Source organism: Bdellovibrionota bacterium, from assembly GCA_035292885.1.
Classification (GTDB): domain Bacteria; phylum Bdellovibrionota_G; class JALEGL01; order JALEGL01; family DATDPG01; genus DATDPG01.
On record DATDPG010000048.1, the window covers coordinates 1 to 14,976 of the forward strand.

11 protein-coding genes are annotated in these 14,976 nt (G+C 52.5%); 4 read left to right on the top strand and 7 right to left on the bottom strand.

What is annotated here, in order from left to right:
- Positions 1-134: 134 nt before the first annotated feature.
- The 3 genes from VI895_04090 to VI895_04100 all read right to left on the bottom strand — a co-directional run bounded on the left by VI895_04090 (position 135) and on the right by VI895_04100 (position 4,023).
- A complete protein-coding gene (locus VI895_04090) occupies positions 135-326 on the bottom strand; it encodes a hypothetical protein (GenBank protein HLG18983.1) in 192 nt (63 codons plus the stop codon).
- A gap of 51 nt (positions 327-377) precedes the next feature.
- The gene (locus tag VI895_04095; GenBank protein HLG18984.1) at positions 378-2,654 is read right to left on the bottom strand and encodes a fibronectin type III domain-containing protein; all 2,277 of its coding nucleotides are present in this window, start codon (positions 2,652-2,654) and stop codon (positions 378-380) included.
- Between the two features lie 163 nt (positions 2,655-2,817).
- Positions 2,818-4,023 (bottom strand): hypothetical protein, encoded by a 1,206-nt coding sequence (locus VI895_04100; protein HLG18985.1) that lies wholly within the window; start codon positions 4,021-4,023, stop codon positions 2,818-2,820.
- Positions 4,024-4,361: 338 nt separating this feature from the next.
- Here VI895_04100 and VI895_04105 point away from each other — a divergent pair, with 338 nt between their 5' ends.
- Entirely contained in the window at positions 4,362-8,924 is a 4,563-nt protein-coding gene (locus VI895_04105; GenBank protein HLG18986.1) for a sigma 54-interacting transcriptional regulator, read from the top strand.
- Here VI895_04105 and VI895_04110 read toward each other — a convergent pair.
- On the bottom strand, positions 8,918-10,876 hold the full coding sequence (locus tag VI895_04110; GenBank protein ID HLG18987.1) for a two-component regulator propeller domain-containing protein: 1,959 nt from the start codon (positions 10,874-10,876) through the stop codon (positions 8,918-8,920). The genes VI895_04105 and VI895_04110 overlap by 7 nt on opposite strands.
- A 669-nt stretch (positions 10,877-11,545) precedes the next feature.
- Here VI895_04110 and VI895_04115 point away from each other — a divergent pair.
- Both VI895_04115 and VI895_04120 read left to right on the top strand, forming a co-directional pair.
- The gene (locus tag VI895_04115; protein HLG18988.1) at positions 11,546-11,755 is read left to right on the top strand and encodes a BrnT family toxin; all 210 of its coding nucleotides are present in this window, start codon (positions 11,546-11,548) and stop codon (positions 11,753-11,755) included.
- A gap of 101 nt (positions 11,756-11,856) precedes the next feature.
- Complete coding sequence (locus VI895_04120; GenBank protein HLG18989.1) at positions 11,857-11,985, top strand: toxin-antitoxin system antitoxin subunit; 129 nt, start codon at positions 11,857-11,859, stop codon at positions 11,983-11,985.
- A 39-nt stretch (positions 11,986-12,024) separates the two neighbouring features.
- On the opposite strand, the gene VI895_04125 is transcribed toward VI895_04120, so the two are convergent.
- Both VI895_04125 and VI895_04130 read right to left on the bottom strand, forming a co-directional pair.
- Positions 12,025-12,579 carry a hypothetical protein gene (locus VI895_04125; protein HLG18990.1) on the bottom strand — a complete coding sequence of 185 codons (555 nt, stop codon included), beginning with the start codon at positions 12,577-12,579 and terminating at the stop codon, positions 12,025-12,027.
- A gap of 16 nt (positions 12,580-12,595) precedes the next feature.
- Positions 12,596-13,177: a hypothetical protein gene (locus VI895_04130; protein HLG18991.1), complete on the bottom strand. Its 582-nt coding sequence runs from the start codon at positions 13,175-13,177 to the stop codon at positions 12,596-12,598.
- 420 nt (positions 13,178-13,597) lie between these two features.
- Here VI895_04130 and VI895_04135 point away from each other — a divergent pair, with 420 nt between their 5' ends.
- A complete protein-coding gene (locus VI895_04135) occupies positions 13,598-13,930 on the top strand; it encodes a hypothetical protein (GenBank protein HLG18992.1) in 333 nt (110 codons plus the stop codon).
- A 726-nt stretch (positions 13,931-14,656) separates the two neighbouring features.
- Here the strand turns inward: VI895_04135 and VI895_04140 are convergent.
- The coding region (locus VI895_04140; protein ID HLG18993.1) for a hypothetical protein at positions 14,657-14,976 on the bottom strand (320 nt) is incomplete at its 5' end.

Below are 14,976 nucleotides of genomic sequence, written 5' to 3' on the forward strand. Positions count from 1 at the left end.
CCTTCCAATCTCCCCTTCCGTCTCGCGGAGAAAAGAAGTCTCATTCTGTGTTGAACTCGGAGAACATGCCGCTTTTCCCCGACCTCTGATGCGGCTTCGGTATTTTCTAAAAGGGCGCCCATGACCTCGTTCCCTTACGGCAATGTGACGAGCCTCAGCTCATATGGAACAGTGACGTGCGTGTAGCTCACGTACCTTTGGTTTGTGGCCGGATCGATGACCCGTGAGTTGGATCTTCCGACCATGTCGGTGCCCATGAGCAGTTTGGAGCCGCAGCCTGAACACAGAAATATAAAGACCTCTAAAATCGTAAGATTTTTTGTCATCTGAGTTTCCCCTCCCTCAAGCTCTGTTTCTCAAACGTCAAGGTGCACGATTCACTTCACGATAAACGTCCAATAGTCATACGCCCCGAAGGCGCGTCCGACACCTGTAAGGTTATAGGTTCTTTGCCGGAGCATCGTTTCGCAGTGGCCCCCCGTACTTCTAAACCACGCGTTCACGACGCTGGCGGCGCTCCCCATCCCCCAGGCGATGTTTTCCGCGTAGGGGTAGTTGGAGTGCACGAATGTTCCGGTCTGAGCCATGTACACGCTGTGGTCTCTGGCGAGCGATTGCATGTAGCTGTCCATCGTCAATGGAGAGGCGGGAGGCATGTTCGTTCCTGTACCCGGGCAGGTGGCACCGGTCGCGCGGAGCTGGTTGATCAATACGACGACCTCCTCTTCCGGTCCGATGTCCGGGGTCGTCGCGCTTTTTTGAACGGTGTTTTGGTCCCGGTTCCCACTGGTGTCTCGCGCCCGCACAACAAAAAAGTAGCTGGTTTTCTTTGAAAGGCCGGTCATTGTGTAGTTCGTGGTGCCAGGGGATGCCGTGGCCGAAGGATTCGTAAAGCTTACTGTGTCGGTCGTTGACATATAGATGTCGTAGACAATGGAAGCCTGCGACGTCAGATCGTCCGTCGCCGGGCTCCATGCGAGAACGATCGAGTAGGGCCCCACGGCCGTCGCGCTAGAAAGACCGGTGAATGTCGGCGATGTCGTATCGGGCACCGAGCTTAACGTTGCCGCGCTCCGGATGACGCTGTTGCTATCTCGGTTTCCACGCGCGTCCCGAGCCCTTACCGCAAAATAATAGAGTGTATTGGCGACCAGATTGGTGACTGAGTATCGAATGATCCCGGGAGCTGTGGTTACCTTCGGGCTGGCGTAATTCATCGTGGGTGAAGTCGAAAAATAAATGTCATAGACAATTCCGCTCGGTGAGGTCAGGTTGTCGCTGGCGGTGCTCCACGCGAGGTCGATCTGTTGGGGACTGGCCGGGATCGCGCTCGCAAGGCCGCCGAAGGTTGGTGGGATGGAATCGGACGGGGCGACAGGGGTGAAAGCGCTCCGGACGACACTGTTGGCGTCCCGGTTTCCTTCCGCGTCTCGTGCGCGAACGGAAAAATGGTACGTTGTGCTGCCGTTTAATCCCTTGACCTGCACAAACGTCGTTCCGGGAGGTGTGGTAAACGTCGGCGCCGAATAATTTATCGGCAATGAAGTGGATTGGTAGACGTCATAGACGATCGACGACGAAGAGGTGGCATCGTCCTTAGCGGCATTCCACCAGATATTGACGGTATCCCATGCGACGGCCATGGCTCCATAGATTCCCGTGAATGATGGGGGCTGGTTGGAACCTCCCGATGGCGTTGTTGCGCTCCGAACGACGGTGTTGCTATCCCGGTTTCCGGCCGCGTCTTTCGCCCTAACCGCGAACAAATAAGTGGTGTCGGCTGACAACGAGGTGGCTGAAAAACTCGTCACGCCGGGTGACGTCGTCGCCAAGGGCGCCGAATAGGTTATGGAAGAGGTTGTAGAGCGATAAATTTCATAAACGATTTGGCCGGTTGACGTTACATCATCGGTTGCCGGGTTCCACGCGAGATCAATCTGATTCGAGTTTATGGCGGTCGCGCTTACGAGGCCGGAAAAACTGGGAGGGGTTGTATCGCTGCTGGACAAAAATGTTGTCGCGCTTTTCTGCGCGCTATTCGTATCGCAATTCCCTTTTCCGTCGCAGGCTCGTACGGCAAAGAAATAGGTCGTTTCCGGAGACAGACCATTGGCGGGATAGCTGGTCGCTCCTAACGATGTTGTGGCCCACGGATTGGCGAAGCTGATCGTCGACGTCAGAGAGAGGAAGATCTTGTAGGCGATGCCGCTCTGAGATGTGACGTTGTCCGAAGCGGCTGCCCAAGTGAGAACAATTTGGTTCTGCCCTGTGGAGGTCGCGCTAACAATTCCGCTGAAGGTCGGTGGGATGGAATCGGACGGAGCGACATAGGTGAAAGCGCTCCGGACGACGGTGTTGCCGTCCCGATTTCCCTCCGCGTCTCGTGCACGAACGGAAAAATAGTACGTTGTGCTGCCGTTTAATCCCTTGACCTGCACAAAAGTCGTTCCGGGGGGTGTGGTAAACGTCGGCGCCGAATAATTTATCGGCAATGATGTGGATTGGTAGACGTCATAGACGATCGACGAGGAAGAGGTGGCATCGTCCGTGGCTGCACTCCACCAGATGTTGATCGTATCCCAGCTGACCGTCGCGGCGTTGTAAATACCGGAAAATATCGGAACGGCGGGGTCACTGAGCAAAACACTTTCCATGATCGATGATCCACCGTCAATCTCGTCGCCGGATTTTCTATCCGCGCCTGGCCCCTGTCCGCAACCGATCCATAATACAGCCAGGAACAGCTGAAGGGAGGAGCAGGCGGAGTTCTTCCTCCGCCTGCTTGTGCCAGGGTGGCTCATCTTTTCCCCGTATCCATTACGGCAACGTGATGAGCCTCAGCTGTTTGAGCGACTCATCGGTAAAGCTCACGTACTTTTTGTTTGTGGCCGGATCGATGACGAGCGAGTTGGATTTTCCAACAGTGCCAGTGCCTGCGAGCAACTGATTTGTATAATTTCCAGATGTGCCGCTGACCAATTGGAGGTCTCCCGGTCCATAGTTAAAGACGCTCATGAATGCCGCGCCGTTGGAATCGAGCGAAAGGGACCCAAGGAACGTTATCGCATTGATGTTCGGAACCAACTCTTTCGACCAGTTTCCCAATGCGTCGGCGCGAGCCGCGTACAAACCTTCATCCGGTTTGAAGAAAACCTGCGGCCTATTGGATGAATCAAAAACAAGCGCCGTTGAACCTCCAATATTGTAATGGAGAGTGCTGATCTTCCATACGCCATTGGAACGGTAGGCATAACGAACCTGTTTGGTGTAACCAATAATGTAGTACGTGTAGGTAACCGCGACATTTCCCAGATTGTCCACAGCTATGGAAGGATTGCCTTCATAGCGAGTTCCACCCGCAACGTTGCTGTCATCCACGGCGGAGGTCGTCCAGCCCGTTCCCGAGTTTTCCGCCAAGTATATGAGCGCTCCACCTGGTGCAGAAGCTAGGTACGAAATGTATTTCTTCCCATTGGGTCCCATAGCCACCAATGGAGCTCCTGTATCAAAATCCAACGATTCCGTTTTCCACGACAAACCATCGGAAGAAACAACCCAGAGGTGACCGTTATTCGTGCCGCTTTCCCAAGTATTTGAAAAAGCGATGGTGGGATGGCCCGCGCTGTCAAATTTCATATTCATGGAGCTTGGGCCATAGTCCCCACCTTTGAAACCGAGCGATTGAATCTCCCACGTACTTCCATTGAGACAGCCGTACTTCAATTCGGACTGGCCCTTGATTATATAATTGAAAAAGCTAACACAAAGCTGCTTTGTGACCGGGTTCATCGCCATCGCTTGAGGTAACACGTAACTTCCCAAGGCGATTACACTGCTCGGCAAATCTTGCGGAGCGACAGGGGTCGGCGTCGGATCAGCTTTGGGAGGTTTACCTCCTTTGAGCGCAGAAGAATCAAGAGAAGAATCAAGTGAAGTATCGGTGCTTCCACTTTCGTTGCTGGTTGAAACGTTGTTAGACCCGCAGCCGATAACCAGAAATAAGATCGCGATGAGCCAGTTCATGAGGTCTCCTTTCAGATTCTTCCATGGTTCAAGGCAGAATTCGTGCCGAGGATCTAACCATTTGAAAGTAATATGTTTTTCCTATTCGATGGAAACGGAAAGCCCAGTCTCGGCCTCTCCGCTTTGCAATTCTTGCGTCGAAAATCTAAAAACTCTTTTTAATTCAATGGATTAATCAAGGTTGGTCAAACAAGACAATTCGCAAAAATGCGAAAAAGGGCTTTGGTAACTGATTAATTTTATTTGTAAATGGGAGTATAATTCAATTATTGAATTCGTTTCAAAATCCTACCCCTTACTCCTTAGTTCGTGAGATTCCAGGCAAACACCGGGCAAAGGTGTTTGAAGCGCTGGATCCTCAGAATCACAAAGAATGCATCCTTAAAATGGTTCCCAAAGATCTTTTGTCTCCCGCGGATGTCGTGGGACTGCGCAAAGAGTTTGAATATCTTTCTAAATTTCGCCATCCCAACCTGGTCCAAGTCCTTGACTTCGGCGAGAGCGATTCTTGGACATGGCTTGTCAGTGAAAAGGTGGAGGGGCTTCCTTTACGTGAACTAACGGCGACTGTTCCGGAGTCGGAGCTTATTTCATGGGGAGCGGTTCTTCTCGACACGCTAGCGTTTCTTCATGACCGCGGGATCGTTCATCACGATATCAAGCCTTCCAACATTTTGATTGGTCTTCAAAAAAAGCCGGAAACCTTGAAACTGATCGACCTTGGACTTGCTACCCGTCACTATGTCCGTGGACGCAAAGAAGGGATACGCGGAACGCGGGGGTATTTTGCGCCGGAACTTCTCACGGCAGGTAGCGTCGACCATCGAATTGACTTATACGCCCTGGGAATCACTCTTCAAAGGTTGCTCCGCGGCGAGCCGAGTTCACGTTTTCGTTTTTGGCTGAGAAAGATCTGCCAGGAAAATCCCGAAGAGAGGTTTCCCCACGCACAGGTTGCCAAGGCTGTTCTCCTCAAGAAAAAGGACCGGGAGGTTACGTTAGAGCCGTATCTTCTCGACTCGCTACCGTGGGCAAGATGCCGGTCTTTATGGAAGCGTGTATCCAGTGAATGTAAGACGTTTCATTCTAAATGCTTTCTTCTGCGTGGAGAGGAAAGCGAACTTTCGCAGTTCCAAAGCGCTCTTCGCGCCGAGCTCGTGAGGGACGGCGTGGAGGTGAAGGTCGCCCGGTCGCCAGAGGAGATCGACTGGAAATGGCCTTTCCAAAAAGCCGCTCAGGCTGCCATCATCATATATAGAGGCGGCGACTTTCTTTCTCCGCTTGAAGAGTGGCTCAAAGAAGTGTCCGTCCGGACCGAAGGGAAAGTAAACATCGTCTGGCTGGAGCCAAACTGGACCACATTTTCCCCAGGCCAGGATTGGAACCTATTTCATCTCGGTCCGTTGAGCCAGGACGAGCTGAAAGGGCTCTTGGATGAACTTCATCCCGAACTCTCGTTGGAACCGCAACTGATCGCCGACTTGTACAGCAAAACCGGAGGGGAAACGACGGTACTGCGGGAAGTGCTTCAGCGACTTTTGCAAACCCATCCTTCGCTGGAAGTTTTTCGCCAAAAGCTCATTTCGGATATCACAACCGGAGAACCGATCTCCGGTACAAGCCAGCCCACTTCCTCGGGAGTCAAAGACGAACTTTTTCAAATCGTGCTCTGGGGAGAAAGGGCCCTCCCGACGCAATGGTTTTATGATGCAGAGGACCGCCTTTCAAATTGGATTCAGTCCGGTATCGCCTATGTATACGAACAAAAGGGGATCTCTTTTTTAAAGGCTCTCGTTCGACCGGCGGACGATGCCCCGCTTCGTCCCACTCAAATCGCATGGCTGGAAGAGAAACTTTCCGGCCCTTATTCGCTTTCTTCCGATCTTTTGGGGCTTACAACCTCCCTTTCACTTCGCGCAGGCCTGCATCCGGTTTCCGCGCGGGCCGGAGGGCGCCTTATCCGAAAATTTTTGCGAGAGCGGAAGTTTGAACAAGCTTTGGCCTGGCTGGATGAGTTGAAAGATGTTTTTCGCGCCGCACCCCAATTCCTTCGGACACGCCTTCGTCTGCTCGTTGAAATCGGCCGCGTCGAGGACGCAAAATCACTTGCCCAGTCGATTTCACCCCGCGAGATTCCGAAAAAGTTGGCGGATCGCCTCGCTTTTTTGGAGGGGAGGTATGCGGAATGCGCCCCCTCTCCAGAAGTGTTGATTCGAATGGGGCGCTTTAAAGAAGCGTACGAGGAAGCGGGGCAAAAACTCGCGCGGGCCTTTGTTCCAAAAAGGAAAAAGGCCGAATATGAACGGCGGGCGGGGCTCGCCGCTTACTATTGTGAGGATCTGGATGCGGCTCTGTCGCACTTTTCCCTTTCACGTTTGCTCTGGCGCCGACTCAATGACATCGCCGGGTATACTCCTACACTCAATCAACTGGGGATGGTTTATGCACGCATGGGGAGAATCAAGAACGCCCTGCGTTGCTATCGCCATGCGGCTTGGCTTTCCGCCCAACAAGGGGACCGACGCCGGAGCTTAAATTACCTGCTCAACCTCGCCATTTTGCAGGTTCAGACCGGGGATCTGGAAGCCGCCGTCCGGAATTTTGAAAAAGGGAGGACGGCCTTCCGTCTCCTTGGACTCCCTTCGGAACAAATCATCTGGACACAAAATCTCGCCAATCTTTGGTTGCGGATCGGAGCCGTGGATAAAGGGGCGAGGTTGGTGCGCGAGAGCGATTCATTGGTATTTCAACATGGGACCCCAGATCAGAAAATTTATCAGAACGTTTTACGGGCCGACATTTATTCCCTGCGAGGAGATCTGAAATCTTTTCTTTCGCAGGTAGAGGCCTTGCCAAGAGAAGCTCCTCCTCCGCGTTTCGCTTCGGCCATCCAGAATCTTCTGGCTGAATCGACTTATCTGCAGGGAAACCTTTCTCGCGCCATTGAGCTCCTGCCGCGCGACGCAGCCAATTTGTTTCACTCTATTCTTCTGCGTAGCGAGTGGGAATGGAAAGAGAAGCTCATTGACCACAAGGAACTGGCCAAGCGGTATCGAGAAGGAAAGGAGGAGGTCGGAAAAGCGAAAGATTGTTTTTACGAACTCATGCGTCTTCGCTTTTTGGGGCTCATTCACCAAGCCAGACCCAAGAACGCTTCTCCAGATGATCTTTCTCGCGAAGTTGAAACGCTCATCCAGCAAATCGAAAAGCGGATGCCGCCTCAAATTTTGGGTCCGCTTCGAAATCAGATCGATCGATGGTTCGTGACGGAAGACAAAACCGTTTTAGAGCAAACCAAAGCTGGGGACGAACGAAGCGTTTCGGAGCTACGGAATGAAGAGCGCACAGCGCTTCGAATGTTTCTCAAGATTTCGCATTCCGTCGCCGAATGGGCCGTTCCCGATCAGGTAATACGCGCCATGCTCCTAGAAATGATCCGACTTTCCCGGGCGGCCCGCGGAGGGGTTATTCTGAAGAAGGATGACCAACTTGAGTCCGGCCAGTTTATCGGCCAGAAGTGGGAAAAGGAAATCGATCTCCCGCTCGAACTTTCACGGTCCGTTGCAAAACGAGCCATGGAACAAAACCAGACCATTTTGCTTCACGATGCTCGCGAGTACACTTCCTCCGGCCAATTCGGCGCCTCGCTCTCCTCGCATGACCTCCGTGGAATCCTCTGCATCCCTCTTCGTTGCAGGGGAGAAAACTTTGGTGCCATCTACTTGGATGATCCGAATCAGCCTTTTGCCCTTTCGGCGGATGATCTCGAATTGCTACAGGGGATCACCGACCAAGCCGCCGTAACGCTTCATTCAACCATGCTCATGGAGCAAATCCAGAAGGAACAGAAAAGGATCCAAAATTTAAACGAATCGTTGGAAGAAATGACCTTGCGTTTGAAGCAGCGGATCTCGCATTTGGAAGAGATGAGAACCCCTTACGGATCTTCCAAATGGGAGCCGTTTGGAATCGTGGGAGCGAGCGAAGCGATGCGGCTTGTTCTTCAGGCATCTGAGAAAGCGGCGTTAAGCTCCAGCCGGATTCTGATCTGGGGTGAAACGGGAACGGAAAAAGAAGCCCTCGCGAAAGGGATTGTCGCCATGAGCGACCGTGCCCAGAAACCGCTGGTGGTCATTGACTGCGCCGCAATCCCTTCGGCCCTTTTTGAAGGAGAGCTTTTCGGTTATGAGCCTGGGGCGTTTACAGGAGCGACTTCACCCCGAACCGGCCTTCTTCGCTCGGCTAAAGACGGGACGCTTCTCCTGCAAGGGATCCAAGCCTTGTCCTCTCCGGTGCAAGTAAAACTTTTGCGCGTACTTCAGGAGAACAAGACGCGCCCCCTTGGGGGGGAAGCGGAATATGAGGTGCTGGGGAGGTGGATTGCCACTGTGGACCAGAATCCCAAGGAGCTGATCCAAAAAGGTACGCTGCGGGAAGATCTCTATTTTCGATTGGCCGCATTTGAAATTCTCATCCCCCCTTTGCGGGAGCGGAAAGACGACCTCCCTTATTTGGTTCGGCACCTCCTCCGGGACGTTGCGCAGCGGGAGGGGAGGGCCCCCAAACGGATCAGCCGGGCGGTTCTGCACCGCTTTTCTCAATATCCTTGGCCGGGGAATATTCAAGAGCTGGCAAACGAGTTGGAGCGGGCGTCGCTCACCTCCGAAGGGGATCTGATTGACCTCCCGGACCTGTCACCCCCTCTCCAAACGTGGATTCCGGCTCAAGAACCGGCAATGAAGCACAAGCGGGCCTTTCCCAAACTTCGAGGGACGATTGAAAAAAAGATCATCCAAAAAGCGATCCAGCAAGCGAAAGGAAATTATCGACTGGCGGCGGAGCGACTTTCCATTTCGCTTGCCACCTTCTATCGGAAGCTTGCGAAATACGAGATTCAATAAGCGGAGTTTGGGAAAAGAACGAAGCCGTTATCTGTTGCGATAAAGATTCCGCCGTTCGGAGATAAAGCGAAGGAGTTAATTCTTAAACTCGGGAGTCCGTCCGCAACCAAGTAATTCTTAAATAGAGGAGCTCCCGACATATCGAGCGTCATGTGACTCATTCCGTACGTCGTCCCGATCCAGATTCCGCCCTTGCCGTCGTCGGCCAATGCTGAAATCTGGAAAAAGGAAAGGCCATCCTGCATGGTGAACGTTTTGAATTGCGCGATGCCATTCTCAAACGCAAGTCGCACCAGACCTCTGCTCCATGTGCCGATCCAGACCGTCCCCTCCTTTGTTACGAGCAAGCTTGTCAGACCAAAGCGCTCGTCTGGCATCCCATCGGACGTGGTGTATACACGTGTCTCCAATCCTCCGCTGCTGTTCCAGGAGAAATGCGTCAGGCTTCCGTCGTATGTACCGATCCAAAGGTCGTCTTGGAGACCTCTCGCCAGGGAAAAAATACGGTTGTCAGAAAGAGGGCTGTTCTGTGTGTCAAAATTTGAAAATGTGGTTTCGCCGTTGGCGTATATGCCATGGCTTAAGCCCGCGGACGTGCCGATCCAGACTCCTCCCAGTGCATCTTCAACGATCGTCGTAATATCGTTGCTCGGAAGACCATTTTGCGCGCTGAAATATTCCGTTACGTATCTCCCATCGACAAGCCTGAGATGATAGAGACCGATATCTCCCCCAGCCCAAAAACCTCCCGCTTGATCGCTCACGAAGGTGCGAATCGCTCCAAAGACAGGAGGTATTGAGGATTCAAAATAAGATTCACCGTTGGAGATCTGCAATCGAGCCAATCCTAGCGATGTCCCGATCCAAGCACCGTTGTCATCTGCCATTACCGCCTGAATGTCGTTGCTCTGGAGAGGTTCATTCATGTCAAACTGCACAACGGAAGAGGTGACCGGATCTACGAAAAACAGTCCGCTCCACCATGTACCCGCCCACACTCCTCCCGTTTCATCGAATTCAAAGCTCAGGATGGTTTGCCATTGAAGAGGAGTGCCGAGGAACATCGAGAGAAATTGAAATTGATTTTGCTGAACTACCACTTGCATCGGGCCACTGGCGGTACCGATCCAAAGCTCCCCGTTTCGATCCACGTTCAGGCTTTCAATCCGATTGTTCAACAAACCGTCGTTGGATGTGAAAAAGCGTGCATCGACCGTGCTGTTGTTTATCAGGAGTCTTCCCAAGCCAGAGTCCGTGCCGATCCAAACTGCACCGTCCGTTGGAACGGCAAGGTGCTTGATCACTTGGGAGAAATACTGCTCATACGATGTCACTTGTGGGAGATTGTTTTCAATGCGGAAATGAAAAAGGCCATGAACGGTGCCAATCCAGAATCCTCCACTTTGATCCAATGCCAGTGTGTCAACATAATCCCCATTCAGGAATGAATAACATTCGTTTCCGATCGCGCCATTTTGTATTGTCACGTGACAAATTCCATACGCCGTCCCAACCCAGAGGCTTCCGGGTTGGTCTGCAACCATACTTGTTGCTGTCACAGGAACCGTTTCAAATCGCGCTTTTCCTCCATCGAACGTGAGATGAGCGAGCGTCCATGGATAGACGATCAACCATAATCCCCCTTGCCCGTCATCCGCGAGGTTATAAACAATATTGTAGGAGGGGAGACCATCAGCCACTGTGTACTTGATCGGATAAATTGATCGGGGAGATTTTGTGAGATCCTCGTTTGCAAGAAAATACAATCCATCTCTCGCAGCAAGATAAAGTCCACTGTATGTACGAACAATGTCGTGAACGACCGACGGAAAACGCCGTGACCAATAAAGCACCGGTTCCTGAATGGCATTAAGTTGTGGACCGCCTGGAAGATATGTCGGACCGTTCGGCCACAAATAGACTTCATCCCCGGGTTGAACACCGCTGATCACACCACGGAAAGATCCGTCAGAAGCGACTGAAGCAAAACATTCCGGAGAACCGTTTATGCCAATCTTCTGAGCGCAAATCTCCGTGACTCCTCTTGCTGCAGCACCGGCAAAACCGGTGACAAGGGCCCGAAGTGAACTGGAATCGACGCTTTGAACGAAGACAAGATCTCTCTTCAGAGGAGGGGCTAAAGGGACAGGTTCAAGGCCAATATTGCTATCTGGAGTTTTGTTGGTCGATGTGAGGTCCGTTATCGCCGCTTGCTGACCTTCAGACGAGCTATCCGTCAGGCAACCGGAAACCAGAAAGCAGAATGCCGTGAGAAAGTGAACGGCCACCCACGGCAAGCGACCAGATCTCACGACACACGAGGGCGTACTTCCCATAAGTGACAAATATTCAAAATTTAGACCATCGGTTAGCCCTCAAATCGTATGGATTTGTTCATATAATCAACACAGTAGCCGTTGCAGGCCGCTGGAAGTTCTCTACTAGACGTACGAAATGTTGCCCAAGTACGCAAAAAGTAGCGAGTCCGCGCCAAGACATGACATGGGTCGATTCGCGGCCGACAGGAGGCTGAGGATCATCAGGGTGGAATTGCCATATAAATATATGGCTGATTCGCGGTATAATGTGATGGCTTCCTTTCGTGGGCTTCACGGTCACGGTTGGAGCGTTTTGAATGGAATGAAGAGAAGGAAAGGAAAAACGCTGCAAAACACGGGGTCAATTTTCTTGTTGCCTCAAGGGCGTTCTACGATCCACTCCGGATCATTGCGGTGGATGAGTTGCATAGCGAGGCGGAACCGAGGCAATTCTGCATCGGGAAAGTGGATGAGCGCATCATCCTATTGGAGAAATGGACGGGTGTTATATGAGAAAGAGAACAAGAAGCTTTAGTGGTCAGCCGATTGGTAAACTGCTGGTGGTAAGGGATTTTTTGCCTCCTCCTGAAAAACTGCTTCAGAGGGAGGCCAGAATGAAAATCACGATCACCCTGGATGCCGCTACGGTGCGATTCTTTAAGACTGTGGCCGTCAAAATGGGGCTTAAATATCAGAGGATGATCCGGGAGGTTCTGAAGGGGTACGCCGCTCGGTACGCCTAGTCTTTACTGGCCACATTTTCGGGGGGAAGGTCAATTCCACTATGGCGTGCAGGCGAGTTCGGCGTACGCGGTTTGAACCATGCACCGAAAACGCAAAGTCTGTTGTGCAAGATGAACGGCTTCGATGCCGCCCGTAGTCCGCAACCAAACCTCTTCGTTGATTTCAACGGATCCCTCGATCTCCTCGCAGGGCGCTAACGCTCCTTTAAGGCACGGGGTCACTTCTCGGATCGAGAAGGAGACTTCACCATTGGACAAATCGGGGTTCGCCGCAAAGAAATTGTTGTCGACAAAAAGGTCGACGTGGATAGGTGTCTCCGCGGAGGCAACGTAGGAAGCAGGCCACCCATCTGAGTTCACTACAAAGGAGAGGATGTCGCTTGCACCACCTTGCGGAGCGCCCACGTCCTCAAAATAGATGCCGAAAATATAAGGCGTTTGGTCACACGCAAAATGCTCACGGCAGACCACGCGATCAAACGTCCGAAGCTCTTCGTCAATCTGTACAGACGCCGTCTGTGTCGTTTCGTCGCCATCGCACGCAGCCAAGAAGCCCATCAGGAACGCTGGAAGCAAGAACTGTTTCCGTGTCATCGCTTCCCTCCTTCTCTTACTGGCCTATACCCGAAGAAGAAACTTCAACTTCGCAAGCCGGAGCAACCGCCTCAATGGAACAGACAAACGCTAGGAACTGTGGTTCGAGCGTAGCTGTCTTGTCCCCCTCGTTGTTCTCCAATGTCACTCGGCTCTTGATCTCGATCTCGCCCTCGATGTCCGCGCACCGCGCAGGGGGATTCACGGAAGGACAGCTGGGGGCCGGAGAGGTGCTGAGTACGATCGTGTCGGTTGTAAGATTCGTAGGGCTCCGATACAACTCCTGTTCCCAAAAGACTTGAATCGTGGCCGGGCCATCGCAGGCAAGAGATAGGCATGTAGGATCGTTGGGAAAATCAAACGAGATCGACGTAGAGTCTGACCCAACGGACAAGCTGGAAAACGGATTTTTGAACAGAACGTTAAAACTGAGGAGCTTGCCACCGCAATCGTAACCTTGAATGCATCGGACCTCTTCGAATGATACCGCCTGTTGGTTCAGCTGAATTTGATGGCTTGAGCTCGCCTCGTCACCGCCACATCCGATCAGGACCGAAAGTTGAATGATCGAAAGAAAGCATTTTGTCGGTTGATTCATAGCGAGGTCCCCTTTCTTTACCTACCCTCAATGTTAACGCCACCAGCCGCGTCACTTCGAGATCTACCATTCACATTTATGAAAAATTTGTTATCAAATGTTAACGATCGGGCAATCCCTCCGAGTCCTAGGGAAAGCGGGAGAGGGTACAAGCCTATATGATCCAAGAGATGCTCCCGACGGCCAAGGGAGCTAAATCGATGGCTTTCAGAGCTGAGTTTACGGCGTTCGCGATATCGATGCGCGAGTCGATGAGCGTTCCATCTAGATCGAAGATCAAGAGTCCGAGATTAAAAGTTTCCGAGATTGATTCTCCAATGGTTTAGAGCATCCAACCATTGTTTACATTTGTTAACACAATAATAAGTTGTGTTAATCTTTTGATTGTCGCGACTGAAACCACTCGGTAAAATATTATATGTGAGACGTATATTCATCATTTTGACGTTAACGTTCGGAGCGGGAGCAGGTTTTCTTGCGTGCGACTCCGACGAAACCACTCCGTCTCCGTCACCTACGCCGCAAACGATTGACTACACCTGTAAAGACAGCAGCGATTGCGTGACGGTGATCGGAAGCTGCTGCGGCTGTCCGTATATCGGCGTGAATCGGAACTCGGCTGAAGCTGCGACGGTCGATTGCTCCTGCGACTCGAGCAAGGAACCGTGCGTCGGTTGCGCCGTCCTGGAATGTTCCGAAGGAAGTGTGGTTTGCGAAGATGGCACTTGCACTTACATCTACGCGCTCCCCTAAGCCCCGATGTTATAAAAGTGTCCGGATTCATCTGAAACCACGACATGTGAAAGGTTCCATCCGAAGCCTGAAGGACGTACGGGTCTTCATCTTTGTCCAACCCAAATGTAAGTTGTTTTGGCTCGGTATCCTCGCTATCCACGTGGTCACAGCCGAAGGAAAAAACGGAAAGCACGATCAACGGAACCCATGCAAAAGGGGGAGCTTTCAAGTCTGGCGAGCCAGGCTAGCGATAAAAAACCCGTCGGTCCCGTCCACGTCGGGGCGCAGAAGCTTAGGCTTCCCGGCCAGGCCAAACTGGGTCGACTGACGAAGAAAGGTCTCAATCAGTACTTTTCGTAAGTGCCCAGATCGACGTCAATCTCCACTCGCGCGCGGTCCCCCTGCCCGCTTCTCTTTTACCGGCGCCAGGAGAGGCACTTTATTACGGAACACCGTCGCTGAGCCAATCGGCGCGACCCGGACATTATAGAATCAAACCCAACGGAATTCGGGACATGCTCGAACCGGGGACTGTGCGATCTCCCTTCGGATCACCTCACCCCCGTCTACGAGGCGATCCGAAAAGAGATCGCCGCATCGCCGGTCCTCCACGCGGATGAAACGCCCTGGAAGCTTTTGGAGGGGGACGAGACGCCCAACTGGCAGATGTGGGGCTTTTTCAACGAGAAAGGCTCCTACTACAGCGCCCACGATACGCGGGCGGGAGAAGTGGCCGGCGAATTTTTAAAAACCTGCCAGGCCGAATATCTCGTGAGTGACGCTTTTTCCGGCTACGGGAAATGCACAAAGGACACGAAGATTCAGAACGTTTATTGCAACGCCCACGCCCGGAGGAAATTCATCGAGGCGGAGCTGAGCTATCCCGAAGCGACGAAGGTCATCGAGGGGTACCGCTCGATCTACTGCGTATTCCGGAGCAAATCGGCCGGTGATTCCGGGCCAAGCCGGCCAGTGATTCCGGAGGATGTCGGCCGGGCATTCCGGAGGATGCCGGCCACCCATTCCGGGCCATGTCGGCCACCCCGCATGGGGTGTGGATAAGT

Excerpts from the sequence above, each read along its gene's own strand:
- VI895_04125 (HLG18990.1), bottom strand. The coding sequence starts at position 12,579 with ATGACACGGAAACAGTTCTTGCTTCCAGCGTTCCTGATGGGCTTCTTG.
- VI895_04130 (HLG18991.1), bottom strand. The coding sequence starts at position 13,177 with ATGAATCAACCGACAAAATGCTTTCTTTCGATCATTCAACTTTCGGTC.
- VI895_04120 (HLG18989.1), top strand. The coding sequence starts at position 11,857 with ATGAAAATCACGATCACCCTGGATGCCGCTACGGTGCGATTCTTTAAG.
- VI895_04095 (HLG18984.1), bottom strand. The coding sequence starts at position 2,654 with ATGGAAAGTGTTTTGCTCAGTGACCCCGCCGTTCCGATATTTTCCGGT.
- VI895_04090 (HLG18983.1), bottom strand. The coding sequence starts at position 326 with ATGACAAAAAATCTTACGATTTTAGAGGTCTTTATATTTCTGTGTTCA.
- VI895_04100 (HLG18985.1), bottom strand. The coding sequence starts at position 4,023 with ATGAACTGGCTCATCGCGATCTTATTTCTGGTTATCGGCTGCGGGTCT.